The following is a 26454-nucleotide window of genomic DNA, read 5'->3' as shown; positions in this document are numbered from 1 at the left end:
GTCGACAGGCCCGGAGGGCGTTTGCCTTATTGGGCGAGGATGAACTCGATCAGGTTCTTCATCGCGGCGTCGCTGCCCTTGAAGACCTTGTGCTCTTCCTCCGAGCCGTCGTCCAGCTTCACCTTCGGGCTGGTGGTCATCTGGGTCTTCAGCTTTTCCATGGCGTCGGCCTTGCCCTTGTACTTGGCGGCGACCTTCTGGTAGGAGGGGCCCTTCTTCGACTTGTCGATCGAATGGCACTTGGTGCAACCCTGGTCCTTCAGCGCCTTGTTCGCGGCGTCTGCATCGAAGGCGTAGGCCGGCAGGGACAACGCCGTGGCGGCGGCGAGAACGAAAAACACTTTCACGGGATGCTCCTTTCGAGGGGCTGTGGTTGCGAGGGCAAGCCGGGGAACGCCCTGGAGGTCTCCTGCCCTTGCCGCTCGCCGGTGCGCACTATCCGTCTTTACAGGACAAGCTTCTCCGGGTACCGGAATACTAGGTGGCCGTCCGTCGGCGGCAAGGGACCAAAGGTCCAATAGACGTAGGGATCGCGGTCGAGCGACAGAGCCGTGTCCCTGCGGACGCGGTCCCTTTTCCTGGCGCCTCAGCCGCCCTTGTGGGCGCGCTTGCCGGGGTTCTTCTTGCTGCGCGTGGTGGTGCCGCGTTCGAGGCTGATCTTCTGGCCCGTGCCTTCCTTGGGGATTCGGTAGCCCTCCGCAGTGCTGGGGGCCGGCGTGCGCTTGCGGTCGGCTTCGGTGGTGATCTTGTTGCCCATGGGACCTCCAGGATTCTGGAAAGGCTACGGACAATACACCAGCCCGCCTTGTTGCGTGCACAGCCCGCGCGGGCCGTACAGGTTGGGCGGCACGTGCTGCAGGTGCGTCCCGTCGCTGGTCCAGCAGCCTCCCGCATCGCACAGCGCGGGAGAGGGCGGGCGCTGGATCGCCACCGGCGGCGGGGGCGGCACCGGCGCCGGAACCTGCACCGGCGGCGCGGCGCCGGCGGGCACCTCGATCTGCGGCGGCGGCACCGCGATGGGCGCCTGCAGCACGCGGCCCGGCCGCGTCGGCGGGGCCGCAGTGCCCAGGCAGATGCCGGCGGCCGCGGAGCGCAGCGCTTCCACCCGGGCCGTGTCGGCCCCGGCACTTCGCGCCGCCTGCAGTTCGGCCAGCGCGACGCCGCAGGCGGGGGACTTCAGCGGATCCTCCTGCGCGGCGCAGGGCAGGGCCAGCACCAGCAGGGGGAGGAGGACGCGGGCGGTGTTCATGGGGCGCTTCGCGGGCTTGTCCGACAAGAGCCGGCGCGGGCCGTCGGCACATTGTGGCGCATGAAGTCCCGCGATACCCGTTCCAGCCGCGCCAGGCGCGGGGAGCGCCCCACGTCCTCGGTCCCGGCCCGGCCGGACCATGGCGAAAACTCCTCCAGCACCCTCGTCGAGGCCCCGCTGCCCAAGAAGCGCGACCGGCTGGACGCGCACGATTTCGCCGACGGCGGCGGCAGCGGCGGCGCGGAGGCATTCAGCCGGCGCCGCACCCGGCCCTGAGCCCCGCCGCGGCAGGCGGCGTGTAGGCTCCCGCCCCATGAAGATCGCCACCTTCAACGTCAATGGCGTGAAGACGCGGCTCGCGCACCTTCTGCGCTGGCTCGAGAAGGAGCAGCCCGACGTCGCCTGCCTGCAGGAACTCAAGGCGCTGGACGAGGGCTTCCCGGCCGAGACGCTCCGGGAGGCCGGCTATGGCGCGCTCTGGAAGGGCCAGCGCTCCTGGAACGGCGTGGCCATCCTCGCGCGCGGCAGCCAGCCGGTGGAGATCCGCCGCGTCCTGCCCGGGGACGAGGCCGACGACCAGAGCCGCTACCTCGAAGCCGCCGTCGACGGGCTCGTCGTGGGCTGCCTCTACCTGCCCAACGGCAACCCGCAGCCCGGCCCCAAGTTCGCGTACAAGCTGGCCTGGTTCGAGCGCCTGATCGCGCACGCCGCGGCCCTGGCCGATTCCGAGCATCCGGTGCTGCTGTGCGGCGACTACAACGTGGTGCCGACCGACTTCGACATCTACAACCCGCGCTCCTGGCGCAAGGACGCGCTGCTCCAGCCGGAGAGCCGGGCCTGCTGGGAGCGCCTGCTGGCCCAGGGCTGGACCGATGCGATCCGCCACCTGCACCCCGACGAGCCGGTCTACACCTTCTGGGACTATTTCCGCCAGCATTGGCAGCGCAACGCCGGACTGCGGATCGACCACCTGCTCCTGAACCGCAGGCTGGCGCCGGCGCTGCGCGCCGCCGGCGTGGACACCTGGGTCCGGGGCGAGGAAAAGGCCAGCGACCACGCGCCGACCTGGGTCGAACTCGAGCTCTCCAGACTCTCCAAGCCTCGCAGGAACCGTCGAGCTTAGGAAAATTTCCTAGCTGCCGAGTTGTTTTGGCTTACGGCTGGGCTTGCCCGACCGTGATTTCATCCGGTTACGTTCCTTCCAAGGAGAAATACGTGGGAGCCAGGCACGATGGCAACGATGCGCTGCTGCTGGAGGCCCTGTCGGACAAGGTGCTGCACCAGTTGCCGCCCGCCGTCTGGAAGGAACTCTTCATGGGCGCCGGCCACGGCAGCATCCACTTCGAGGAGCGCGAGCTGACGCTCGTCCACGCCGACGCCGCGGTGCCCGCCGGCGAGAGCGGCGGGGTGACGGAAACCTTCTACCAGGAACTGCAGCGCATCAACGCGCGCCACGGCGGCCGCCTCGACCCCTACGTCAACGCGACCGCGCTGGTCACCTTCGAGGAACCGAGCGCCGCGGTGCGCATGGCCATGGAACTGCAACAGGCCGCCACGGGCGTGCCGATGCGGGTGGGCGTCGTCAGCGGGCGCTGCATGCTCGCCTTCTTCCGGGCGCAGGGGCGCCTGTGGTGCACCCCGCTCGGACGCCAGCCGGCACGGGCCGCCGAGGTGGCCGCCACCGCCGCGATCGGCGGGATCGTCATCTCTCCCGAAAGCTTCGCGCTCGGCGAGATCCAGGTCCGCCTCTCCGACTACGAGGACACACGGCCCGCCTTCCTCGACTCCGAATCCGACATGGGCTCGCTGGCGCTCGACGCCGAATACGACGGCATCGACATCCGCTGCTAGCCGGAAAAGCCCCCTTCGGCCCGGAACCGTTCTTCCTCCGGCGTGTCGGGCCGCCCCAGCACAGCGTTCCGATGCGGGAAGCGGCCGAAGCGCGCCACGATGTCGCGGTGGTGCCGAGCCCAGCGCAGCGGTTCGCCCCCGACCGGCTCGTTCAGGGCCACGCAGCGTTCCAGGTCCTCGATCCGTTCCGAGTGCGCGAACGGCAGGTAGAAGAACTGGCGCAGTTCCTCCGGCACGCTGCGATCGAAGCCGGCGCGGATCGCCGCATCGGCGGCGGCACGCGCCCTGGCATCGGTCGCGTAGACGCGCGGCGTGCCGCGAAAGGCGTTGCGCGGGAACTGGTCCAGCAGCAGCACCAAGGCCAGCGCGCCTTCGGCGCTCGACAGCCAGTAGTCCAGCCGGCCGGCGGAGGCGGCCTCGTGCGCGGGGAGGAATCGCTCGCGGAAGGCGGTGTCGAATTCCGGGTCGTTGCGGAACCAGCGTTTCGGGCCGGCTTCCTGCCAGAGGCGCAGCAGGGGCTGCGGTGCGATGCCGGGGTTGGAGTCGGAGTCGCTCATGCGGGAGTTGCGTGGCAAAGAAAAGCGGGGCCGTGCCCCGCCTTTCGAAAGCCGCGGATCCTCAGCGCTGGCGCCCCTGGTCCTGGCCGGTGCCGCTCTGCTGCTTCTGCTGGTCCTGATTGGTGCCGCTCTGCTGCTTCTGCTGGTCCTGCTGGCGCTGCTGCTCCTGGTCCCGCGAGGCCTGTCCGCCGCGCTCCTGCTGGTCCTGCTGCCGCTGCTGACCGCCCTGGCCGCTGCCGGGTTGGTTCGTGCCGCCACTCTGTGCCTGGCTGCGGCCCTGCTGGTCTTGCTGGTCCTGCGGTTGGCGGTTCTGGTCTTGCCCTTGTGCCATGAAACTCTCCTTGGATACGGGAGGCGCCGCGTACGTGTGGCGATCCCCAAGACGAATGTAAGAACGGGATGGCGCCGTGCACGTCGGACGGGACGCCGGCAGAAGTAGGAAGCTGCCTGCGCAGGCAGGCACCGCTCGGCCATCCGTTTTCCGCCACATGCGGCGGTGTCCTACACGCACCAACGCTGCGCGCTGACCATCATGCGCAACCTGCAACACAACGAAAGGAAGGCATGATGATTTCTCGCGCCGTTTTCCTCGGTAGCACCGCTGCGGTCCTGTTGGCCTTCGGACTGGCCGGGTGCGACACCATGAAGTCCATGACCGGCGGCGGCGGCAGCACGGACCGCTACGAGGCCTCCCTGAGCCCCTCCCAGGAGGTGCCGCCCAACACGAGCACGGGTTCGGGGCAGGCGGAGGTCACGGTCAACCGTGACACCAGCACCATGAACTACCGCGTGTCTTACACCGGTCTCAGCGGCCCGGCGACCGCGGGCCACATCCACGGGCCGGCCGCCCCGGGCGCCAACGCAGGCGTGGCCGTTCCTTTCCCCAATGTGGCCACCTCGCCGGTGACCGGCGAAGTGAAGCTGACGCCGGAGCAGTTGAACCAGCTCAGCTCGGGGCAGTGGTACGTCAACATCCACACGGCGCGCAACCCGGGCGGCGAGATCCGCGGTCAGCTGCGGAAGCGCTGACGTTCCTTGGCCGACCCGCAGCCGCTGCCGGATGAAGTCCCGGTCCTGGTGGCCGGCGGCGGGCCGGTTGGCCTGACGCTGGCAGCCCTGCTGGCGCGCCACGGCGGGGCCAGCCTCGTGGTGGAGGCGGACGAGGGCTACTGCAGCGGCAGCCGCGCCATCTGCATCTCGCGCCGTTCGCAGGAGATCCTGGGCACGGCCGGGGCGGGCGCCGCGCTCGCGGCCAAGGCGCTGCCCTGGACCGGCGGGCGCAGCTACTGGCGCGACCGCGAGGTGCTGCATTTCGAGATGCCCAGCGAGCCGCTGCAGCGCTTCGCCCCCATGGTCAACATCCAGCAGTACCACGTCGAGGCCTTCGTGCACGAGGCCCTGCAGCGTGCGCCGGAGCTGGCGCGAGTCGCCTGGGCGACCCGGGTGGTGGAGGTGCAGCCCGAGGAGGGCGGGGTGCTGGTGGAGATCGAAGGCGCGGGCGGCCGCCGGCGCGTGCGCGCCGGCTACGTCGTGGCCTGCGACGGCGGCCGCAGCACGGTGCGGGAACAGCTGGGGCTGCAGCTCGAAGGCATGCAGTACGAGGGCCGCTACGTGATCGTCGACATCGTGCAGAAGTCGCGCCGGCCGGTGGAGCGGCTGGCCTGGTTCGACCCGCCGTCCAATCCCGGCTCCACGCTGCTGATGCACCGGCAGCCGGACGACGTCTGGCGCATCGACTACCAGCTGCGCGACGACGAGGACGGCCAGGAGGCGCTGAAGCCGGAGAACATCCTGCCGCGCGTCGCCAGCCACCTGCGCATGATCGGCGAGGACGAGCCCTGGCAGCTGCTGTGGGCGTCCATGTACAACGCCAAGTGCCTCACGCTGCCCTCGTACCGGCACGGGCGGGTGCTGTTCGCGGGCGACGCCGCGCACCTGGTGCCGATCTTCGGCGTGCGCGGGCTCAACTCGGGGCTGGAGGACGCCGGCAACCTCGCCTGGAAGCTGGCCCTGGTCCTGGAGGGCGGGGCCGCGCCGGCGCTGCTCGATTCCTATTCGACCGAGCGCGTGCAGGCCGCGCGCGAGAACATCGCGTACGGCGCCAAGAGCACCGAGTTCATGGCCCCGCCCGATTTCGCCCTTCGCCTCCTGCGCGAGGCGACGCTGCGGCTGGCGCTCGACGAACCGGCCGTGCGCTCCCTGATCAACCCGCGGCAGAGCGCACCGGTCGCCTACGCGGGCTCGCCGCTCAACGGACCCGAAGAGGGCACCTGGACGAGCGGGCTGGCCGCCCCCGGCCAGCCCGCCCCGGAAGCTCTGCTGCGCGGGCCGCAGGGCGATTTCCACCTGTCGCAGTGCTTCGGCACCGACTTCACCTGCCTCGTGTTCGGCACCGGGTCGCTGCCGCGCGCGCTGGCGGAGCTGGCCTCGCACGGGATCGCGGTGCTGGACATCGCATCGGAAGCGGACGTGCACGGCCAGGCCCGGCTGCGCTACGGACTGCCCGGCGGCCTCGCGCCCACCGGGCTGGTGCTGGTGCGGCCGGACGGCTACGTGATGGGCCGCTGGCGCGGCCTGGATCCGGCGCCGGTGCTGGCCTGCCTGCAGGCCAAGGGGTTGCAGCCATGAACGATGCCGATCTCGATCGCAGCTACACCGCGCTGTCCCAGGCCCTGGGCGAGGTCGGGCCGGACCGGAGCGAACTGCTGCTGGCCATGGTCGCCCTGGGGCTCATCGCGCGCAGCGAGCGGCCCGAAGAGGTTCTCGGGCTGGTGGCGCGGGCGCGGCAGCGCCTGCTGGACGAGCCGGGCGCCGGCTGAGCCAGCCCAATACCCACAAAGAGCGGCAGTCGGGCAAGGCGGCCTAAAATGTCGGGTTCCCCCCAACCCTCCCGCATGAACGCCCCCGTCGACGTTTCCTTTTTCGCGCGCGCCGCCAAGCCGATCACCAGCTACCGGAAGTACTGGGCACATCGCTTCGGCCCGGCTCCTTTCCTGCCGACGAGCCGGAAGGAGATGGAGGCGCTCGGCTGGGACAGCTGCGACATCGTGCTGGTCACGGGCGACGCCTACATCGACCACCCGAGCTTCGGCATGGCGGTGATCGGCCGCGTGCTGGAGGGGCAGGGCTTCCGCGTCGGCATCCTGTCGCAGCCGGACTGGCACAGCGCGGATCCGTTCAAGGCGCTCGGCAAGCCCAACCTGTTCTGGGCCGTCACGGCCGGGAACATGGACTCGATGATCAACCGCTACACGGCGGACCGGAAGCTGCGCAGCGACGACGCGTACACGCCGGGCGAAGAGGCGGGCAAGCGGCCGGACCGCGCCGCCATCGTGTACAGCCAGCGCTGCCGCGAAGCGTACAAGGACGTGCCCATCGTCCTCGGCGGCATCGAGGGAAGCCTGCGCCGCATCGCGCACTTCGACTACTGGTCGGAGAAGGTGCGTCACAGCATCGTGCTCGATTCCAAGTGCGACCTGCTGCTGTACGGCAACGCCGAACGCGCGATCGTTGAAGTGGCGCACCGCCTCGCCGCGCGCGAGCCGGTGGAGAACATCACGGACGTGCGCGGCACCGCCTTCGTGCGCCGCTCCACGCCCGAGGGCTGGTCGGAAATCGATTCGACCAGCGTCGACACGCCCGGCCGCGTCGAGGAGCACGTCAGCCCCTACATGACCATCGCCGACCAGGCGAAGGCCAAGGGACAGTCCTGCGCGAAGGAAGAGGGCGCCGACGCCGGCGCGGCGCAGGCGCTGCAGTTCGTTCCGAATCCGCGCGTGAGGCTCAATCGCGAGCGCACCGTCATCCGGCTGCCCTCCTACGAAGCGGTCCGGTCGGATCCCGTCCTCTACGCCCACGCCAACCGCGTGCTGCACCTGGAGACCAATCCGGGCAACGCCCGCGCGCTGGTGCAGGCGCACGGCGAGCGCGACGTGTGGCTCAACGCCCCGCCGATCCCGCTGACGACGGCGGAGATGGACCACGTGTTCGACCTGCCGTACGCGCGCGCGCCGCACCCTTCCTACGGCAAGGCGAAGATCCCGGCCTGGGAGATGATCCGCTTCAGCGTGAACATCATGCGCGGCTGCTTCGGCGGCTGCACCTTCTGCTCGATCACCGAGCACGAGGGCCGCATCATCCAGAGCCGCAGCGAGGAATCGATCCTGCACGAGATCGAGGAGATCCGCGACAAGGTCGAGGGCTTCACGGGCGTCGTGTCCGACCTCGGCGGCCCCACGGCCAACATGTACCGGCTCGGTTGCCGCAGCCCCGAGATCGAGGCGGCCTGCCGCAAGCCCAGCTGCGTGTTCCCGGGCATCTGCCAGAACCTGCACACCGACCACGGCCCGCTGGTGCAGATCTACCGCAAGGCGCGCGCGCTCAAGGGCATCAAGAAGATCCTGATCGGCTCCGGCGTGCGCTACGACCTGGCCGTGCAGTCGCCGGAATACGTGAAGGAGCTCGTGCAGCATCACGTCGGCGGCTACCTGAAGATCGCCCCGGAGCACACCGAGCCGGGGCCGCTGTCGAAGATGATGAAGCCCGGCATCGGCAGCTACGACAAGTTCAAGCAGATGTTCGAGCGGTACTCGGCGGAGGCGGGCAAGGAGCAGTACCTGATCCCGTACTTCATCGCGGCGCACCCGGGCACGAGCGACGAGGACATGATGAACCTGGCGCTGTGGCTGAAGCGCAATGGCTTCCGCGCCGACCAGGTCCAGGCCTTCTACCCGAGCCCGATGGCGACCGCGACGGCCATGTACCACACGGGCAAGAACCCCCTGCGCAAGGTGACCCGCGACAGCGAGGGCGTCGACATCGTGCGCGGCGAGCGGCGCCGCCGCCTGCACAAGGCCTTCCTGCGCTACCACGATCCGAACAACTGGCCGCTGCTGCGCGAGGCACTGAAGGCCATGGGACGCGCGGACCTGATCGGCAACGGCAAGCACCACCTGGTCCCGACCTTCCAGCCGGCCACCGACGGCAGCTACTGCAGCCCGCGCCGCAAGAATTCGACGGCGCCCGCGCCGGCGAAGGGCCGTATCCTCACGCAGCACACGGGCCTGCCGCCGCGCGTCACCGGCGCGGCCAAGCCCGCCCGCAAGGCGAAGTAGGCCGGCGGCGTCGCGCCCCTTTCGTCATCTCCGCGCAGGCGCGGATCCGGTGCTCCCCGTCACGCCGCCATCGTGTGCAGCGGCAGATCCTTCTCGCCCGCGAGCCGATCCAGTTCCTTGCGCGTGCGCGACGCGAAGAACGCCGCGATGGCCTCGTGCGTGGCCGGTGCGTGCATCGCGCGCATGTCGCTGCGCTCCACGCCCGCGGCCGCGCACAGCGCCGCCGCGAAGTGCGGCTCCAGCGCCGCCACCGCCACGCGGCCATCCTTGCAGGGATACACGCGGTAGCCCGCGTGCGCTCCGCCCACCGATCCGCGCGGCTGCGTGAGCCCCCAGCGGCGGGGCAGGGCCAGGTACGCCGCCGCGTCCGACAGCGCCACTTCGAGGTACAGGCCTTCCGGATGCGGATCGCCGGTGCCCGCGTAGCGTTCGTGCTTGCGCAGCGCCGCCTGCAGCACGGCCTCCGTTGCCAGCAGCGATCCGCTCATGTCGGCGTACAGCGTGGCGGGCAGCTCGAGGCCGGGGACCAATCCGTTGTCGGCGAGGTAGGTGAGGTCGTGCCCCGGTTCCTCGGCGCGCGGCCCCGGCGCGCCGACGATCGCGACCTGGCTCAAGGCCGGATGGTGCGAATGCAGTTCCTTCCAACCCAGTCCCAGCCGCGCGAGCGCGGACGGGCGGAAGGACGTGAGCAGGACATCGGTGCGGGCCAGTTCGCGCTGCAGCACCTGCCGTCCCTCGTCGGTCTTCAGGTCGGCGTGCAGCACCTTCACTCCCTCGTGCAGCTCCGCGTAGGCGTCCGGGTTGTACTGCCCCATGGGATCGCCGGACGGCGGCTCCAGCTTCGTGCAGGTGGCGCCGAGGCGGCGGCACCGCATCAGCGCCGCGGGGCCGGGCAGGTTAAGTGCGAGGCTCAGGATGCGCAGGCCGTGGAGCGGGGCGTGGGGGTGGCTCATGCCGCAAGGCTAGCAGAGTGGGGGTACATCCCGATGCTCGCCTGCCGCGCTGCAGCTACCCTCGGATGGCGCCGGACGCACCCGGCCAGCCAATCACAGGAGATCACAAGATGCAGTTCAAGCGCACCCTGGTCACGTTGCTGGGCCTCTCCACCGTCGTCCTCGCGCAGGCGCAGGGGACCTGGCCCACGAAGCCCGTCACGCTGGTGGTCCCCTTCGCGGCGGGCGGCCCCACCGACGTGGTCGCGCGCACGCTGGGCGCGGCGATGACCAGGACGCTCGGCCAGACGGTGGTGGTGGAGAACAAGCTGGGCGCGGGCGGCACGGTGGCGGCGAGCTACGTGGCGAAGGCGGCGCCGGACGGCTACACCTTCTTCATCCACCACAACGGCATGGCCACGTCCACGGCCCTGTACCGCAAGCTCAGTTACGACCCGCTGAAGGACTTCGAGTTCGTCAGCCAGGCCGTCGAAGTGCCCATGACGATGCTGGCGCGCAAGGACTTCCCCGCCAACAACCTGCAGGAGATGGTCAGCTACATCAAGGCCAACCAGGCCAAGATCAACCTCGCGAACGCGGGCCTGGGCGCGGTGTCGCAGCTGTGCGGGATGATGTTCCAGCGCGCCATCGGCGTGCAGCTCACCGAGGTGCCGTTCCAGGGCACCGCGCCCGCGATGAACGCGCTGCTGGGCGGACAGGTCGACGTGCTGTGCGACCAGACCACGCAGACGGTGCCGCAGATCAAGGCGGGCAACGTCAAGCTCTATGGCGTGACCACCCGGAACCGCGTGAAGGTGCTGCCCGGCACGCCGACGCTGGCGGAACAGGGCCTGAAGGACTTCGAGGTCGTGGTGTGGCACGGCATCTACGCGCCCAAGGGCACGCCCAAGGCGATCGTGGACCGCATGAACCAGGCCGTGCGCACCGCGCTGAAGGATCCCGACGTGATCAAGCGCATGGACGACCTCGGCGCCGAGATCGTGCCCGATGCCACCAACACGCCGGAGGCGCTGCACGCGTGGCTGCAGTCGGAGATCAACAAGTGGGGGCCGGTGATCAAGGCAGGCGGGAAGTTCGCGGACTGACGCCGCGCAGGAAGACCAGACAGAGCCAGACAGAAACCAGACAGCCGAACGCAGAGGGCGCAGAGGAAGCGCAGAGGACGCAGAAGGAAACCCGAAGGATATTCTTCTTCAACGGGATCCTTTTGCGTCCTCTGCGTAGCCTCTGCGCCCTCTGCGTTCGGTTGTCCGTTTTCTGGTTTTCGGTATTACAGCGGCAGCCCCACGTAGTTCTCCGCCAGCGCCGTCGCCGCCGCCTGCGAATGCACCAGGTAATCGAGCTCCGCCTCCTGCAGCTTCTGCGCGATCGGGCCCTCGTCCGGGAACTTGTGCATCAGCGAGGTGAACCACCAGGAGAAGCGCTCCGCCTTCCACACCCGGCGCAGGGCGCGGTCGGAATAGTGGTCCAGGCCGGCGCCGCTGCGTTCCTGGTAGTGCTCGATGAGGCCGCTGGCGAGGTACTTCACGTCGGACGCGGCCAGGTTCAGGCCCTTCGCGCCCGTCGGCGGCACGATGTGGGCGGCGTCGCCGGCGAGGAACAGGCGGCCGAAGCGCATCGGCTCGGCGACGAAGCTGCGCAGGGGGGCGATGCTCTTCTCCAGCGAGGTGCCGGTCACCAGCCGGTCGCGCGCCTCCGGGTCCAGGCGCAGCCGCAGTTCCTTCCAGAACGCGTCGTCGGACCACTGCTCCACCTTGTCGGTCAGCGGCACCTGCAGGTAGTAGCGGCTGCGGGTGGCGCTGCGCATCGAGCACAGCGCGAAGCCGCGGTCGGTGTTGGCGTAGATCAGTTCGTGGAACACGGGCGGCGTGTCCGCCAGCAGGCCCAGCCAGCCGAAGGGATAGACCTTCTCGAATTCCCGGATCGCGCCTGGCGGCACGCTGGCGCGGCTGACGCCGTGGTAGCCGTCGCAGCCGGCGATGAAGTCGCACTGGATCTCGTGCTCCTGGCCGTCCTTGCGATAGCGCACCACGGGGCTGCCGCCGTCGAAGCCGTGCAGGCTGACGCTGTCGCCGGTGTCGTAGACGGTGGGCAGGCCGGCGGCCGCGCGCGCGGCCATCAGGTCGCGCGTGACCTCGGTCTGGCCGTACACCATCACCGTCTTGCCGCCCGTGAGGCCGGGGAAGTCGATGCGGTGCCGCTCGCCCGCGAACAGCAGCTCGATGCCGCGGTGCACCAGGCCTTCCCTGTGCATGCGCTCGCCGACGCCGCATTCGTCCATCAGGTCCACCGCGATCTGTTCCAGCACGCCGGCGCGGATGCGCCCCAGGACGTACTCGCCGCTGTGGCGCTCGAGGATGATGTTGGAAATGCCGGCCTTGTGCAGCAGCTGGCCGAGAAGTAGGCCGGATGGGCCGGCGCCGATGATCGCTACCTGGGTTCGCATGGTGTTCGTCTCCTGTCAGCGCAGCGTAAGGGCTGGCGGCGGCGGCGAACAGGGGTGGCGCGCACGCGTTGTGCGATCATTGCGCGGTCTGCGCGATCATCGCGCACTCCATCATGACGATCGCCCACGCGGACTACATCGCCGGCATGGCCAAGGGTCTGGCCGTGCTGGAAAGCTTCGACACCCAGCGGCAGCGGCTCAACGCCACCCTGGCCGCCGAGCGCGCCGGACTCACCCGCGCCGCCGCGCGCCGGCACCTGCTGACCCTGGCCCACCTGGGCTACCTGGAAACCGACGGCAGCTGGTTCTGGCTGGCGCCCAAGGTGCTGCGCTTTTCCGGCAGCTACCTGGCCTCGGCGCGGCTGCCGCGCGCGGTGCAGCCGACGCTCAATCGCCTGGCCGGCGCGACGGGCGAATCCTTCTCCGCCGTGGTGCTGGACGGCGATCACGTGGTGATCGTGGCGCGCAGCGGCTCGGCGCTGCAGGCCTACGGGCTCCACCTGGGCGCCCGGCTGCCCGCCCACGCCACCTCCACCGGCCGCGTGCTGCTGGCCGGCAAGGGCCGGGCGGAGTTCAGCGCCTGGCTCAAGGGCCGCGAGCTGCCGCGGCTGACCGGGCACACGACCGTCGACGCCCGCGGCTTCCGCGCCCTGATCGAGCAGGTGCGGCAGCAGGACTACTGCGTCGCGAGCCAGGAGCACGAGCTGGGGGTGCAGGCGGTGGCCGTGCCGCTGCGCAACATGGACGGCCGCACCGTGGCGGCGCTGAACGTGGTCACCACCCGCGAGCGGGTGGAGCCGCGGGCGCTGCAGCGGGACCTGCTGCCCTTGCTGCTGGAAGCCGCCCGCGAGCTGAGGCCGCTCCTGTGAAGGGGACTTAAAGGCGAACGATAATAAACAAACAACGAGATATTCGTTGGAGCATTAAAGCGCTCTCCGCACAATCCCGACAACGCCCCGAAAAGGGGCACAACAAGGATGCGGGGCGAGTCCCCGCCTGCATCGCATGACCCTCTCCAAGATCAAGATCCTCCTCGCCGCGGTGGCTCTGGCCGCCAGCGGCCTGGCCTCCGCCCAGCAGCAGACGCTGCTGAACGTGTCGTACGACGTCGCGCGCGAGTTCTACAAGGACATCAACGCGGCCTTCGTGCCCTGGTACAAGAAGACCGCGGGCAAGGACGTGAAGGTGGAGCAGGCCCACGGCGGCTCCAGCGCGCAGGCACGCGCGGTGGCCGACGGCCTGGAGGCCGACGTGGTGACCATGAACACCACCACCGACATCGAATTCCTGGCCGAGAAGGGCGTGGTCGCCAAGGACTGGCAGAAGCGCTTCCCGCACAACGCGGCGCCGACCACTTCCACCATGCTGTTCCTGGTGCGCAACGGCAACCCCAAGGGCATCAAGGACTGGGACGACCTGCTCAAGCCGGACGTCAAGGTGGTCGTCGTCAACCCGAAGACCGGCGGCAACGGCCGCTACGCCTACCTGGCCGCCTGGGGCTACGTGAAGAAGAAGGGCGGCACGGATGCCCAGGCGGCCGACTTCGTGGCAAAGCTTTACAAGAACGTGCCGGTGCTGGCGCGCGGCGGCCGCGACGCCACCACCGCCTTCCTGCAGCGCGGGATCGGCGACGTGCTGATCACCTTCGAATCCGAGGTGGAGTCCGTCAACAAGGAATTCGGCGAGAACAAGGTCGACGCGGTCTATCCCTCGACCAGCATCGTGGCCGAGAACCCGGTGGCGGTTGTCGAGCGCACCGTGGCCAAGAAGGGCACCGGCGAACTCGCCAAGGCCTACCTGAACTTCCTGTACTCGGACGAGGGCCAGGAGATCGCGGCGAAGCACTACATGCGCCCGACCAACGAGGCCGTGCTGAAGAAGCACACCAAGTTCAAGGCCATCAAGCTGTTCACCGTGCAGGAACTGTTCGGCTCGCTGTCGGAAGCCCAGAAGGTGCACTTCAACGACGGCGGCCAGTTCGACAAAATCTACGCGACCAAGTAAGCATCCATGAGTGGCGCAATCGCGGCGCCGCTGCCCGGCACGGCGGCGGCGCCACCTCCATCCCGCGGCGGCGGCAGGAAGGTGCTCCCCGGGTTCAACCTGACCCTGGGGTACACGCTTTTCTACCTCTGCCTGATCGTGCTCATCCCGCTCTCGGCGCTGGTCCTCAAGACCTTCACCCTGAGCTGGGACCAGTTCTGGACCGCGATCAGCTCGCCGCGGGTGCTGGCGTCCTACCGGCTCACCTTCGGCGCCTCCTTCCTCGCCGCGCTGGTGAACGTGGTGTTCGGGCTGCTGGTGGCCTGGGTGCTGGTGCGCTATTCGTTCCCGGGCAAGCGCATCGTCGATGCGCTGGTGGACCTGCCCTTCGCGCTGCCCACCGCGGTGGCGGGCATCTCGCTGACCGCGCTGCTGGCCGGCAACGGCTGGATCGGCCAGTACCTCGAGCCCATGGGGATCAAGCTCGCCTTCAACCCGAACGGCGTGGTGATCGCGCTGATCTTCATCGGCATGCCCTTCGTGGTGCGGACGGTGCAGCCGGTGCTGGAGGAGTCCGAGAAGGAGCTGGAAGAGGCCGCCATGTGCCTGGGCGCGACCCGGCTGCAGACCTTCACCAAGGTGATCTTCCCCTCGATCGCCCCGGCGCTGCTGACCGGCTTCGCCATGGCCTTCGCGCGCGCCATCGGCGAATACGGCTCGGTGATCTTCATCGCCGGCAACATGCCGATGGTCTCCGAGATCACGCCGCTGATCATCATCGGCAAGCTGGAACAGTACGACTACGGCGGCGCCACGGCGGTGGCCGTGGTGATGCTGTTCTTCTCCTTCCTGCTGCTGCTCGTGATCAACGGGCTGCAGGCCTGGCAGCGGCGCAGGGCGGGGGGGCACTGACGTGGCCACCGACCTGACCAAGAAGCGCGTCACGACCACCGAGGCGCCCTGGGTGCGCCGGACGCTGATCGCCATCGCGCTGCTGTTCCTGCTGCTGTTCCTGCTGCTGCCGCTGGCGGCCGTCTTCACCGAGGCGCTGCGCAAGGGGCTGGGGGCCTACCTCGAGGCGCTGAAGGAGCCCGACGCCTGGGCCGCCATCCGCCTGACGCTGATCACGGCCGCCATCGCCGTGCCCCTGAACCTGGTGTTCGGCGTCGCCGCCGCCTGGGCCATCGCCAAGTACGAGTTCCGGGGCAAGGCCTTCCTGACCACCCTGGTGGACCTGCCGTTCTCGGTGTCGCCCGTCGTGGCCGGCCTGATCTACGTGCTGGTGTTCGGCGCCCAGGGCTGGCTGGGCCCCTGGCTGGACGCGCACGACATCAAGATCGTCTTCGCCGTGCCCGGCATCGTGCTGGCCACCGTGTTCGTGACCTTCCCCTTCATCGCGCGCGAGCTGATCCCGCTGATGCAGGCCCAGGGCAACGACGAGGAGCAGGCCGCCATCGTGCTGGGCGCCTCCGGCTGGCAGACCTTCCGGTACGTGACGCTGCCCAACATCAAGTGGGGCCTGATCTACGGGGTGATCCTGTGCAACGCGCGGGCCATGGGCGAATTCGGCGCCGTGTCCGTGGTGTCCGGCCACATCCGCGGCCAGACCAACACCATGCCGCTGCACGTGGAGATCCTCTACAACGAGTACCAGTCGGTCGCGGCCTTCGCCGTGGCCTCCCTGCTGGCCCTGCTGGCGCTGGTGACGCTGGTCGTCAAGTCGCTGGCGGAGTGGAAGCAGGAACGCGACATGAAGGCGGCCGCCGAAATGCCGCCGGAGCGCCCGATGGCGCTCGGAGGGACGACAGCATGAGCATAGAAATCCGCAACGTCAGCAAGAACTTCGGCGACTTCCGGGCGCTCAAGGACGTCTCGCTGCACATCGATTCCGGCGAACTGGTCGCCCTGCTGGGGCCCTCCGGCTGCGGCAAGACCACGCTGCTGCGCATCATCGCCGGCCTCGAGACCGCCGACGCCGGCAGCATCCTGTTCGCCGGCGAGGACACGACCGAGGTGCACGTGCGCGAGCGCCAGGTCGGCTTCGTGTTCCAGCACTACGCACTGTTCCGGCACATGACCGTGTTCGAGAACGTGGCCTTCGGCCTGCGCGTGAAGCCCCGCGGCCAGCGCCCCGCCGAGGCCGAGATCAGGAAGAAGGTCCACGACCTGCTGAACCTGGTGCAACTGGACTGGCTGGCCGACCGCTTCCCCTCGCAGCTCTCCGGGGGCCAGCGGCAGCGCATCGCGCTGGCGCGCGCGCTGGCGGTGGAGCCCAAGGTGCTGCTGCTGGACGAGCCCTTCGGGGCCCTGGACGCCAAGGTGCGCAAGGAACTGCGCCGCTGGCTGCGCCGCCTGCACGACGACCTGCACGTCACCTCCATCTTCGTCACGCACGACCAGGAGGAGGCGCTGGAAGTGGCCGACCGCGTGGTGCTGATGAACGCCGGCAACATCGAGCAGGTGGGCTCGCCGCAGGAGGTCTGGGACCACCCGGCCAGCCCCTTCGTCTACGGCTTCCTGGGCGACGTGAACCTGTTCCACGGCCGCGCCCACGAGGGCGAGGTCGACATCCAGGGCCTGCAGATCGCCTCGCCCGAGCACGCCGAGGCGCAGAACGCCCGGGCCGCGGCTTACGTTAGGCCGCACGACCTGGAGGTGCAGCGCTTCACCCCCGGCGCCGCCGGCATTCCGGCGAAGCTGGCGCGGGCGATCGTCGTCGGGCCGATCGCCCGGCTGGAACTTCTGCCGGTCGAGGGGACCAAATCGGGGGACAATTCACAGTCCGACCCCATCATCGAGGCGCAGATCCCGGCGGAACAGTTCCGGGCGATGGGGTTGAAGGAGGGCGAAACGCTGGTGGTGACGCCGCGCAAGGCCCGCATATTCGTGGAGAGCGGCGCGGGCATCTAGCCCCCCCGCATGGAGGGCTGAGGAACAATGGGCGGCAAGCTCCTGAACTGGTTCGATACCGCGCCGCGGCGCGTCCTGGCAACGGTCGCCGCGGCGTGCGTGGCCATGCTGGGCTTCGGGCTGTACCTGCAACTGGTGGTCGGCCTCGTGCCCTGCCCGATGTGCATCGTGCAGCGCTACGCGCTGATCCTGGTGCTGATCGTGGCGGCCCTGGGAGCCGCCTTCCCGGCGCGCGGCGCGCAGCTCGCGGGCACGGGCCTCATGCTGCTGGCCGCCGGCTTCGGCGCCTTCGTGGCGGCCCGCCAGAGCTGGCTGCAGTGGTATCCGCCCGAGGTCGCTTCCTGCGGCCGCGATTTCTACGGGATGATCGAGAACTTCCCGCTGCAGCGCGCGATCCCGATGATCTTCAAGGGCAGCGGGGACTGCACCAAGATCGACTGGACCTTCCTGGGCGGATCGCTGGCGAATTGGTCCTTCGTCGCGTTCAGCGCGGTGATCGTCGTGGCGGCGACGCTGCTGGCGCGCCAGTTGCGCAGCCGCGCGCGGACGCAGCAGCGCGAGGCCTTGACGGCGTAAGGATCCCCCGGGCCCCCGGCCTCCTTGGGGTGATGGTCCCAGGGATCACAGTCCCGTCGGATACGTCTCCGCCGCCTCGCCCGCGTGCCATTCCGGCTCCGCCACCAGCGGCTCCAGCGCCCGCGTCTCGTCGATGTGGATCATCGCGTCGAACTGCGCCGGCAGCTGCGTGTGGAAGTAGTGGCTGGTGCGCTCCGAGTGGGGCAGGTAGATCACCCCGATCGCGCGCTGCAGGCGCCTTTCCGCCAGCAGATTCGCCAGCGCCGCATTCCCCTGCAGCGGCAGCCAGAAGCGCTCGCCGGCTTGGTGGAACAGGTCCTCGTAGCTGCCCGGCAGCCCCGGCTGCACCCGCTTGCGCTGCGCCGGCGCGTCCCATTCCGGGGCCGCGGTCACCGTGCCGTGGTGCGTGCTGAAGCCCACCAGCATGGCGGCGTCGCCCCAGCGGTCGCGCGCCAGCTGGCCCACGTTCCACTCGCCGATGTCGCCCATCTCGGTCGCGCTCGCGTCGCCCAGGTGCGAGTTGTGCGCCCAGACGATCAGGCGGGCGCGGCCCGTCAGGCTGGCCAGGTGTTTCTCCAGGGCCTGCAGCGTCTCCACCATGTGGCTGTCCCGCAGGTTCCAGGACGAGACCCGGCCATGGAACATGGTGCGGTAGTACTCCTCCGCGTTGCGGACCAGGCGGGCGTTCTGCTGCGCGTGGAACAGGTCGGAACGGTCCTCGCCGGAGCCGGCCAGCAGGTCGGCGGCGCGCCGGTTCATCTCGCGCAGCTGCTGGATCACTTCGTCCTCGCAGTTGGACTTCATGCCGAAGCTGGCGGCATAGCCGTAGGCCTGGCTGTCCTCGCCGAAGTGGTCGAAGCAGCCGTAGCGGCTGCGCGCGCGCCGGGCCGCTTCCGGGTCCACGCGATCCAGGTAGTTCAGGACCTCCGCGATCGAAGCGTACATGCTGTACAGGTCCATGCCGTAGAAGCCCACCTGCTGCGAGGCCGGCCGGCTCGCGTTGAACTCGCGCAGCCACTCGACGAAGCCGACCATCACCGTGTTGCGCCACATCCAGGTCGGGAAGCGCTCGAATCCGGACAACGCGCCCGCGGCGTCGCGGTCGTCCGAGCGGCCGTGGATGTAGCGGTTGACGCGCCAGGCATCGGGCCAGTCCGCTTCCAGCACCAGGGCATTGAAGCCGTGCTCCAGGATCAGGCGCTGGCTGAGGGCGACGCGCTCCGCGTAGAACTCGTGGCTGCCGTGCGAGGCCTCCCCCAGCAGCGCCAGCCGGGCGCGGCCGAGCCGCGCGACGAGCTCGCCGTCGTCGGCGGCCGGCCCGGCCAGGGGCCGCAGGTGCACGCGCAGGCCCTCCAGCAGGGACGTGTCGTCACGGACGGAAGAACGGAACATGGGCACTCCTCGATCTGCAGCGATCAAGGTAGAGAAGCTGCCGCCCGCCGCGTGTAGTCGCGGGGCGAAGCGTTTGTAGGAGTGCGGCCTCAGCCTTTGCGATGGCCGGCGGGCGGCAGGCGCGGCCGGGCGTCGGCGCAGCGCCGGATCAGCTCCGCGTACGCGGCGGGGTCCTGCTCGGCGAGCTGCCGCAGCAGCAGGGCCGCGGCTTCGGGGAGGCTGGGCGCGCCGGCCTTGACCTGTTCGATCTCGGCGCGGATCGTCTTCAGCCGCTCCAGCGACTGGCTGGCCTGCTCGGGGCCGATGCTCTCCGGGTCGGCGATCCCGAGCAGCACCTCGGTGATCAGGCCCAGCTGCCTGCCATACGAAGCCACGCTTTCATGGATCCGCTGTTCGGTGGCCGCGTTGCCCGCGCGGGGCGCGATGTTGCCGAAGATCCAGTCCGTCTGCGGCTGCACGTTCTGGTTGAACAGGTGGTAGTGCGGGGACCAGAGCCAGAACCAGGGGAACATCGCGGTGCCCTCAGACGAGTTTCTTCACGAACACCATGCTGCGGCGGTCCCAGTTGTACTTGCGCTTGCGCGCTTCCGGGAGCCATTCCGGGTCCACCTGCACGAAGCCGCGCTTCAGGAACCAGTGCATGGTGCGGGTGGTGAGCACGAAGATGCTCTCCAGCCCCATCGCGCGGGCGCGCTGCTCCACCCGGCGCAGGATCTTCTCGCCGTCGCCCTGGCCCTGGCTCTGGGGCGAGACCGTGAGCGCCGCCATCTCGCCGGTGCGCGCCTCGGGGTAGGGGTAGAGCGCCGCGCAGGCGAAGATCACCCCGTCGTGCTCGACGATGGTGTAGTTGGCGATGTCGCGTTCGATCTCGGTGCGATCGCGCTTGACCAGGGTGCCGTCCTTTTCGAACGGTTCGATCAGCTGCAGGATGCCGCCGACGTCGTCGGCCGTGGCCTCGCGCAGCTCCTCCAGCTTTTCGTCCACCACCATGGTGCCGATGCCGTCGTGCACGTAGATCTCCAGCAGCAGCGAGCCGTCCACGGCGAAGGGGATGATGTGGCTGCGCTCGACACCGGATTCGCAGGCCTTCACGCAGTGCTGCAGGTAGAAGGCGGTGTCGGTCGGGTTCTGCGGGGGCGACAGGCTGGCGAGCAGCCGGCGCGCGGCGGCCAGCGGCAGCTCGGTGTCGATCGGGTTGTCCTCGCCCTCGGGCTCCAGCGGCTTGATGCGCATGCCGGGGATCTCGGTCAGGAAGATCAGCTTGTCGGCCTGCAGGGCGACCGCGACGCTGGTCGCGACCTCCTCCATGGCGAGGTTGAAGGCCTCGCCCGTGGGCGAGAAGCCGAAGGGCGACAGCAGCACCATGGCGCCCAGGTCGATGGTGCGCTTGATGCCCGCCACGTCCACCTTGCGGACCAGGCCGGAGTGGCGGAAGTCCACCCCGTCGACGACGCCGACCGGCCGCGCCGTGATGAAGTTGCCGGAGATGACGCGCACCGTGGACCCGGCCATCGGCGTGTTGGGCAGGCCCTGGCTGAAGGCGGCCTCGATCTCGTAGCGCAGCTGGCCCGCGGCCTCCTGGGCGCTATCGAGCGCCACTTCGTCGGTGATGCGCATCCCGTGCGAATAGCGCGCCTCGTGCCCCTTGGCCTTGAGCTGCTCGTTGACCTGCGGCCGGAAGCCGTAGACCAGGACCACCTTGACGCCCATGCTCTGGATCAGGGCCAGGTCCTGCGCGATGTGGGGCAGCTTGCCGGCGGCGATCGCCTCGCCCGCCATGCCCACGACGAAGGTCTTGCCGCGGTGCATGTGGATGTACGGCGCCACCGACCGGAACCACGGCACGAAAGTGAAGTTGAAGATCGCGGACATCGGGCGCGTTGCAGGCTGAGCGCGACAGTGTATAGGACAGGGCTGGCGCTTTCCGTGATCGTCGCGCCAAGGACCCGGTGGCGGCCGGCTTGCCAGGCGCATTCTTGGTCACGGCGGCGCCCAAGCACGCCTCTGCAGTGGTGGCTTGGGCGGGGGCGCTGGCGCTTTCGGGTATCGTCGAACGAATGGACACGCTCGCCGCCGGCTTCTGGGGCGCCTTTTTTTGCACCGCGGCGATGATGCTGGCCGTCTCGCTGGCGGCGTTCGTCCGTTCCCATCGGCGGGTGGCCCTGATGGCGGCGCTGACCTCGATCGCCTCCGCCGGCTTCGTCATCGCCTACCTGGGCTGGCTGCCGATCGAAGGGGACCGGGAGGCGCGCGTGCTCTCGCACGTGGCCGTCGCCACCGCCGTCGGCCTCGCGCTGATGCTGATGTCCACGCTGGGCATGCTGCGGCACCGCAGCGTGGGGCGCCCCTTCATGGCGGGCCTGATCGGGGCCGGCGCGGGCGTGGCGCTCGCGGGCTGGGCGCTGGAGCCCACCGAGGCGCTGGCGCTCAGTTCGCTCACCGCCTTCACCGTGGGCTTCGCGATGCTGGTGGTGGCGGTGCGCGGCGCCGTGCGCGGCGACCGCGCCGGCTGGACCTTCGTGGCCGGCCTCGTCTTCCTGCTGGTGGCGCTGGCGGGCCTGAGCTGGATCGCGCTGACGCGCCACCAGGCCTGGCCGTTGCACGCCGTCAGCGCGCTGGCAGGCTGCGCCTACCTGAGCGTGGTGGCCGGCGTACTGTGGGCCCGCTATTCCTACCTGCTGGAACTGTCGGAGGTGATGGCGCACGGGCCCAACTACGACCCGGTGACCCGGATGCGCTCGCACAGCGAGACCGGGCACATGCTGGGCGACGTGTTCTTCCGGCGCAACACGGACCCGCGCCCGATCGGCGTGCTTGCCATCTGCATCGCCAACCTGTACGCGCTCGAGAACCTCCATGGCCGGGCGGCCTTCAACCATGCCCTGTTCGTCTCGGCCGGGCGGCTGCGGCGCTGCGTGCCGCCCAACGTGGAAATGGGCCGCCTGAGCGAGGACGGCTTCCTGCTGCTGGTGCCGCACACGGCCGACGAGCAGCGTCTGGGCCAGCTCGCGCGGACCATCCGGGAACGCCTGATGCGGCCGATCTCGCTGAGCACGAGCCGCGAGCCGGAGGACCTGGAAACCTCCGATGCCACCTGGGTGGCCGAAGTGGGGATCGGCGTGCTGGGCACCAGCACCCAGGTGCGGCCCTCGCAGGTAGTGGGCACGGCGCGCGCCATGGCGCGCACGGCCTGGAGCTACCGCAGCCGGCTGGCCTGGTTCGACAAGTCCGCCGACCAGATCGCCGAGCTGGGGCTGGACGACGTGGGGCCCCCGATCCAGCCGCAAGACACCGTCAGCGCCTGAAGCCGGCGCCACGCGCCGGCGGCCGCCGCCGGGAGGGCGGATAATCTGCGCCTTTTCCGCGCCACGCCGCCTTGCCTTCCGCCCTGAACATCACATTCCCCGAGAACCTTCCCGTCTCCGCCCGGCGCGAGGAGATCATGGCCGCGATGGCGGCGCACCAGGTGGTGATCGTCTGCGGCGAGACCGGCTCGGGCAAGACGACGCAGCTGCCGAAGATCGCGCTGGCCCTCGGTCGCGGCAAGCTCCAGGCGGCGCCGGGGAAGGGGCGGCTGATCGGCCACACCCAGCCGCGCCGCATCGCGGCCTCCAGCGTGGCCAAGCGGATCGCGCAGGAACTGCAGACGCCGCTGGGCGAAGTCGTCGGCTACAAGGTCCGCTTCACCGACCGGCTGGCGCGCGACGCCTCGGTGAAGCTGATGACCGACGGCATCCTGCTGGCCGAGACCCAGTCGGACCCGCTGCTCAACGCCTACGACACCATCATCATCGACGAGGCGCACGAGCGCAGCCTCAACATCGACTTCCTCCTTGGCTACCTGCGCCAGCTGCTGCCCAGGCGGCCGGACCTGAAGGTGGTGGTGACCTCGGCGACCATCGACGCCGAGCGCTTCGCCCAGCATTTCGCGTCCGCCAGCGGGCCGGCGCCCGTCATCTACGTGTCCGGCCGCATGTTCCCGGTGGAGCAGCGCTGGAAGCCCTTCGAGGAATCGCGCGACTTCGACCTGAACGACGCGATCGCGGAGGGGGTCGACGAGCTGTGGCGCGGCAATGCCCCGGGCGACATCCTGGTGTTCCTGCCGGGCGAGCGCGAGATCCGCGAGGCGGCCGACCACCTGCGCAAGCACCTGGCGCACGACCCGCTCACCCGCAACGCGGAAGTGCTGCCCCTGTTCGCGCGGCTGTCGCAGGCCGAGCAGGACCGGGTGTTCGACACCCACGGCGGGCGGCGCATCGTGCTGGCCACCAACGTGGCCGAGACCTCGCTCACCGTGCCGGGGATCCGCTACGTGATCGACACCGGCACGGCCCGCGTCAAGCGCTACAGTTTTCGCAGCAAGGTGGAACAGCTGCTGGTCGAGCCGGTGAGCCAGGCCGCGGCCAACCAGCGCGCCGGCCGCTGCGGGCGGGTGGCCAACGGGATCTGCATCCGCCTCTACGAGGAACAGGACTTCGCCGGCCGCCCGCGCTTCACCGATCCGGAGATCCTGCGCTCCTCGCTGGCCGGCGTGATCCTGCGCATGAAGTCGCTGCGGCTGGGCGCGGTGGAGGAATTCCCTTTCATCGACCCGCCCTCGCGCCGCGCGATCGCCGACGGCTACGACCTGCTGAACGAGCTGGGCGCGGTGGACGACGACAACGAGCTCACCGCCATGGGCGCGGAACTGGCGCGGCTGCCGCTGGACCCGCGGGTGGGCCGCATGATCCTGGAGGCGCGCCAGCGCGGGGCGCTGCAGGAGGTGCTGGTGATCGCCTCGGCGCTGTCGCTGCAGGACGTGCGCGACCGTCCGCTGGAGCTGCAGGCGCAGGCCGACCAGCAGCACGCCAAGTTCGACGACGAGAAGAGCGAGTTCTCGGGCTACCTGAGGCTGTGGCAGTGGCTGGACGAGTCCCGCGGCGGGCATGGGACTCCCTCCCCCTCGAGGAGGGGGAGGGCCGGGGAGGGGGAGCGCAATGACACCTCTGTGTCGGGAGCCGAAGGCCCCCAACACAAGCTGTCGAACCGGCAGTACGAGGCCCTGCTGCGCCAGAACTTCATCAACGTGCGGCGGGTGCGCGAATGGCGCGACGTGCACAGCCAGCTGCTCACGGTGGTCACCGAGCACAAGTGGCGCCTCAACGAGCAGCCCGCCAGCTACGAGCAGATCCACAAGGCGATGCTGTCCGGCCTGCTGGGGAACATCGGCTTCAAGCTGGAGGACGACGAGGCCTACCTCGGCGCGCGCGGCATCAAGTTCTACCGCCATCCGGGCGCGCACCTGCGCAAGCGGCCCGGGCGCTGGATCGTCGTCGCCGAACTGGTGGAAACCACCCGCCTGTTCGGGCGCGGCATCGCCAACATCGAGCCGCAGTGGGTGGAGGAGGTCGCGGGGCACCTGCTGAAGAAGCAGCTGCTCGATCCGCACTGGGAGAAGAAGGCGGCCGAGGTGGTGGCGCTGGAGCGCGCGACGCTGTACGGCCTCGTGATCTACAGCGGCCGCCGCGTGCCCTTCGCGCGCGCCGACCTGCAGGGCGCGCGCGAGATCTTCCTGCGCGAGGGCCTGGTGGCCGGCGAGTGGGAGACGCGGCTGCCCTTCCTGGCGGCGAACCAGAAGCAGATCCGGCAGGTCGAGGAGCTGGAACACAAGTCGCGCCGGCAGGACGTGCTGGTCGACGAGGAACTGATCTACGCCTTCTACGACCAGCAGGTCCCGAAGGACGTCTACAGCGGCGCCACCTTCGAGCGCTGGTACCGGGAGGCGAGCCGCGGCCAGCCGGAGCTGCTGAAGCTCTCGCGCGACGAGCTGATGCGGCACGAGGCGGCCGGCATCACCAGCAACGCCTTTCCCAAGACGGTGAAGCTGGGGGGCGTGGACTGCTCCGCGGCCTACCTGCACGAACCCGGCGATCCGCGCGACGGCCTCACGGTGTCGGTGCCCCTGTTCGTGCTGAACCAGGTGAGTGAGGAGCGCTCGGAGTGGCTGGTGCCCGGCATGCTGAAGGACAAGATCCAGGCGCTGCTGAAAAGCCTGCCGCAGAAGCCGCGCTCGCGTTTCGTGCCGCTGCCGGAGTCGGCCGCCAGGCTGGCGGAGACGCTCTCCGCGCCCGAGCGTTGGACCCATGGCAGCCTCACCGACGCCCTGCTGAAGCAGGTGCGCGACGCCACCAGCCTGGACGTGAAGCGCACCGACTTCAAGCTGGACATGGTGCCGGCGCACCTGTTCATGAACATCCGCGTGGTGGACGAACACGGCCGGCAGCTGGGGATGGGGCGCAATCTCGGCGCGCTGAAGGCGGAACTGGGCGCGAAGGCGCGCGGAGCCTTCCAGGCCCTGGCGGGCTTGAAGGTTTCTCCTTCACCCACGCCCTCCGGAGGAGGGCAGGTTGGGGGCGCGCCGGGCGCTGGCACGGGCAAGGACCGGGAGCGCCCCCCTTCCGACCTCTCCCCCAAGGGGGCAGGGGGAACAGCCAGTGCGCCGTCGTCCGAGCAGCGCTACACCGCCTGGACCTTCGGCGAACTCCCCGAGCTCATGGAGGTCCGCAAGGGCGGCACCAGCCTCATCGGCTTCCCCGCGCTGATCGACCGGAACGACGCCGTCGCCATCGAGGTGTTCGACGAGCCCGAGGTCGCCGCGGCGCGCCACCGCGGCGGCCTGCGGCGCCTGTTCGCGCTGCAGCTGCGCGACGCGCTGAAGTACGTGGAGAAGAACATCCCCGACCTGCAGAAGATGGCGGTGGCCTTCATGCCCCTGGGCACCCAGGAGGAGCTGCGCGACCAGGTCATCGAGGTCGCGCTGGACCGGGCCTTCCTGCAGGACCCGCTGCCGGCCACGGCGGTGGATTTCCAGCGCCGCCTGGACGAAGGCCGCGGACGCCTGACGCTGATCGCCAACGAAGTGGCCCGGCTGGCCGCGACGATCCTCGTCGAGCACGCCGCGGCCGCGCGCAAGATCAAGGACACGAAGATCCAGCCCGACGCCACCGGCGACGCCGCGCAGCAGTTGCAGCGGCTCGTGCCCAGGCGTTTCCTGGCCACCACCCCCTGGGTGCGCCTGCAGCATCTTCCCCGGTACCTGAAGGCCATCGTGCTGCGGCTGGACAAGCTGCGGGCCGACCCCGCGCGGGACGCCTCGCGCCTGGCCGAGCTCAAGCCCCTGGAGCAGCGCTACTGGCGCCTCGTGGCCGAGCGCAAGGGCGTCACGGACGAGAGAATGGAGGACTTCCGCTGGCTGCTGGAGGAGCTGCGCGTGAGCTTTTTCGCGCAGGAACTGCGCACCCCGCAGCCAGTCAGCGTGAAGCGGCTGCAGAAGGCCTGGGACCAGTTGAACGGCTGAACTGCGAACCTGCGTTCGCGGTAAAACACCGGATACTCCTCCCGTCCGCCGGGCAGTACCGTGGCGGCAGCCTGGGGAGGATCGTTC

The 26454-nt window shown here is 69.7% G+C and carries 26 protein-coding genes; 16 read left to right on the top strand and 10 right to left on the bottom strand.

Annotation, left to right across the window (positions count from 1 at the left end; all coding sequences use genetic code 11):
- Positions 1-26: 26 nt before the first annotated feature.
- From JJ685_RS00660 to JJ685_RS00650, 3 genes are all read right to left on the bottom strand, one after another.
- A complete protein-coding gene (locus JJ685_RS00660) occupies positions 27-347 on the bottom strand; it encodes a c-type cytochrome (RefSeq protein ID WP_201672248.1) in 321 nt (106 codons plus the stop codon).
- A 239-nt stretch (positions 348-586) separates the two neighbouring features.
- A complete protein-coding gene (locus JJ685_RS00655; RefSeq protein ID WP_201672247.1) occupies positions 587-757 on the bottom strand; it encodes a hypothetical protein in 171 nt (56 codons plus the stop codon).
- A 24-nt stretch (positions 758-781) separates the two neighbouring features.
- Positions 782-1249, bottom strand: coding sequence for a hypothetical protein (locus JJ685_RS00650; protein ID WP_201672246.1), 468 nt, complete (start codon positions 1247-1249; stop codon positions 782-784).
- A gap of 60 nt (positions 1250-1309) precedes the next feature.
- Here JJ685_RS00650 and JJ685_RS00645 point away from each other — a divergent pair, with 60 nt between their 5' ends.
- The 3 genes from JJ685_RS00645 to JJ685_RS00635 all read left to right on the top strand — a co-directional run bounded on the left by JJ685_RS00645 (position 1310) and on the right by JJ685_RS00635 (position 3100).
- Positions 1310-1525, top strand: a complete 216-nt coding sequence (locus JJ685_RS00645) for a hypothetical protein (protein ID WP_201672245.1) — start codon at positions 1310-1312, stop codon at positions 1523-1525.
- Positions 1526-1562: 37 nt separating this feature from the next.
- Entirely contained in the window at positions 1563-2372 is an 810-nt protein-coding gene (gene xth, locus JJ685_RS00640) for an exodeoxyribonuclease III (protein ID WP_201672244.1), read from the top strand.
- A gap of 92 nt (positions 2373-2464) precedes the next feature.
- Positions 2465-3100, top strand: a complete 636-nt coding sequence (locus JJ685_RS00635; protein WP_201672243.1) for a hypothetical protein — start codon at positions 2465-2467, stop codon at positions 3098-3100.
- Here JJ685_RS00635 and JJ685_RS00630 read toward each other — a convergent pair.
- Positions 3097-3657, bottom strand: coding sequence for a DUF924 family protein (locus JJ685_RS00630; protein WP_201672242.1), 561 nt, complete (start codon positions 3655-3657; stop codon positions 3097-3099). The genes JJ685_RS00635 and JJ685_RS00630 overlap by 4 nt on opposite strands.
- A 61-nt stretch (positions 3658-3718) precedes the next feature.
- Positions 3719-3988, bottom strand: coding sequence for a hypothetical protein (locus JJ685_RS00625; RefSeq protein WP_201672241.1), 270 nt, complete (start codon positions 3986-3988; stop codon positions 3719-3721).
- Positions 3989-4299: 311 nt separating this feature from the next.
- Between JJ685_RS00625 and JJ685_RS00620 the strand changes: the two genes are divergently transcribed.
- From JJ685_RS00620 to JJ685_RS00605, 4 genes are all read left to right on the top strand, one after another.
- Positions 4300-4686, top strand: a complete 387-nt coding sequence (locus JJ685_RS00620; protein ID WP_236598641.1) for a CHRD domain-containing protein — start codon at positions 4300-4302, stop codon at positions 4684-4686.
- 6 nt (positions 4687-4692) lie between these two features.
- Positions 4693-6285, top strand: a complete 1593-nt coding sequence (locus tag JJ685_RS00615; protein WP_201672239.1) for an FAD-dependent monooxygenase — start codon at positions 4693-4695, stop codon at positions 6283-6285.
- On the top strand, positions 6282-6476 hold the full coding sequence (locus JJ685_RS00610) for a hypothetical protein (protein WP_201672238.1): 195 nt from the start codon (positions 6282-6284) through the stop codon (positions 6474-6476). Before JJ685_RS00615 ends, JJ685_RS00610 begins: the two co-directional genes overlap by 4 nt.
- A 75-nt stretch (positions 6477-6551) precedes the next feature.
- A complete protein-coding gene (locus JJ685_RS00605) occupies positions 6552-8771 on the top strand; it encodes a YgiQ family radical SAM protein (RefSeq protein WP_201672237.1) in 2220 nt (739 codons plus the stop codon).
- Between the two features lie 59 nt (positions 8772-8830).
- Here the strand turns inward: JJ685_RS00605 and JJ685_RS00600 are convergent, their stop codons facing one another.
- A complete protein-coding gene (locus tag JJ685_RS00600) occupies positions 8831-9724 on the bottom strand; it encodes a CoA transferase (RefSeq protein WP_201672236.1) in 894 nt (297 codons plus the stop codon).
- 110 nt (positions 9725-9834) lie between these two features.
- Between JJ685_RS00600 and JJ685_RS00595 the strand changes: the two genes are divergently transcribed.
- The gene (locus tag JJ685_RS00595; protein WP_201672235.1) at positions 9835-10809 is read left to right on the top strand and encodes a tripartite tricarboxylate transporter substrate-binding protein; all 975 of its coding nucleotides are present in this window, start codon (positions 9835-9837) and stop codon (positions 10807-10809) included.
- Positions 10810-10994: 185 nt separating this feature from the next.
- On the opposite strand, the gene pobA is transcribed toward JJ685_RS00595, so the two are convergent.
- Positions 10995-12170 (bottom strand): 4-hydroxybenzoate 3-monooxygenase, encoded by a 1176-nt coding sequence (gene pobA, locus JJ685_RS00590; protein ID WP_201672234.1) that lies wholly within the window; start codon positions 12168-12170, stop codon positions 10995-10997.
- A gap of 113 nt (positions 12171-12283) precedes the next feature.
- Between pobA and JJ685_RS00585 the strand changes: the two genes are divergently transcribed.
- From JJ685_RS00585 to JJ685_RS00560, 6 genes are all read left to right on the top strand, one after another.
- Complete coding sequence (locus JJ685_RS00585) at positions 12284-13039, top strand: IclR family transcriptional regulator domain-containing protein (protein WP_201672233.1); 756 nt, start codon at positions 12284-12286, stop codon at positions 13037-13039.
- Positions 13040-13175: 136 nt separating this feature from the next.
- A complete protein-coding gene (locus tag JJ685_RS00580; RefSeq protein ID WP_201672232.1) occupies positions 13176-14174 on the top strand; it encodes a sulfate ABC transporter substrate-binding protein in 999 nt (332 codons plus the stop codon).
- Positions 14175-14180: 6 nt separating this feature from the next.
- A complete protein-coding gene (gene cysT / locus JJ685_RS00575) occupies positions 14181-15065 on the top strand; it encodes a sulfate ABC transporter permease subunit CysT (RefSeq protein WP_201672231.1) in 885 nt (294 codons plus the stop codon).
- Between the two features lies 1 nt (position 15066).
- The gene (gene cysW / locus JJ685_RS00570) at positions 15067-15966 is read left to right on the top strand and encodes a sulfate ABC transporter permease subunit CysW (RefSeq protein ID WP_201672230.1); all 900 of its coding nucleotides are present in this window, start codon (positions 15067-15069) and stop codon (positions 15964-15966) included.
- Positions 15963-17063, top strand: a complete 1101-nt coding sequence (locus JJ685_RS00565; protein WP_201672229.1) for a sulfate/molybdate ABC transporter ATP-binding protein — start codon at positions 15963-15965, stop codon at positions 17061-17063. Before cysW ends, JJ685_RS00565 begins: the two co-directional genes overlap by 4 nt.
- Positions 17064-17090: 27 nt before the next feature.
- Positions 17091-17639, top strand: a complete 549-nt coding sequence (locus JJ685_RS00560; protein WP_201672228.1) for a disulfide bond formation protein B — start codon at positions 17091-17093, stop codon at positions 17637-17639.
- A gap of 45 nt (positions 17640-17684) precedes the next feature.
- Here JJ685_RS00560 and JJ685_RS00555 read toward each other — a convergent pair whose 3' ends face one another.
- The 3 genes from JJ685_RS00555 to argA form a co-directional block, all read right to left on the bottom strand.
- Entirely contained in the window at positions 17685-19031 is a 1347-nt protein-coding gene (locus tag JJ685_RS00555; RefSeq protein WP_201672227.1) for an erythromycin esterase family protein, read from the bottom strand.
- Positions 19032-19120: 89 nt separating this feature from the next.
- Positions 19121-19543, bottom strand: a complete 423-nt coding sequence (locus JJ685_RS00550; RefSeq protein ID WP_236598640.1) for a hypothetical protein — start codon at positions 19541-19543, stop codon at positions 19121-19123.
- A 10-nt stretch (positions 19544-19553) separates the two neighbouring features.
- Positions 19554-20903 carry an amino-acid N-acetyltransferase gene (gene argA / locus JJ685_RS00545; RefSeq protein WP_201672226.1) on the bottom strand — a complete coding sequence of 450 codons (1350 nt, stop codon included), beginning with the start codon at positions 20901-20903 and terminating at the stop codon, positions 19554-19556.
- Between the two features lie 185 nt (positions 20904-21088).
- On the opposite strand from argA, the gene JJ685_RS00540 reads away from it, so the two are divergent.
- The gene (locus JJ685_RS00540; RefSeq protein WP_201672225.1) at positions 21089-22336 is read left to right on the top strand and encodes a GGDEF domain-containing protein; all 1248 of its coding nucleotides are present in this window, start codon (positions 21089-21091) and stop codon (positions 22334-22336) included.
- Positions 22337-22473: 137 nt separating this feature from the next.
- Positions 22474-26367, top strand: coding sequence for an ATP-dependent RNA helicase HrpA (hrpA, locus tag JJ685_RS00535; protein ID WP_236598712.1), 3894 nt, complete (start codon positions 22474-22476; stop codon positions 26365-26367).
- The last annotated feature ends 87 nt before the right edge of the window (positions 26368-26454 follow it).

Source organism: Ramlibacter monticola (assembly GCF_016722785.1).
In the GTDB taxonomy this organism is placed as follows: domain Bacteria; phylum Pseudomonadota; class Gammaproteobacteria; order Burkholderiales; family Burkholderiaceae_C; genus Ramlibacter; species Ramlibacter monticola.
The sequence above is the reverse complement of the archived record's forward strand: the minus strand, read 5'-3'. Positions and strand labels throughout refer to the sequence as shown.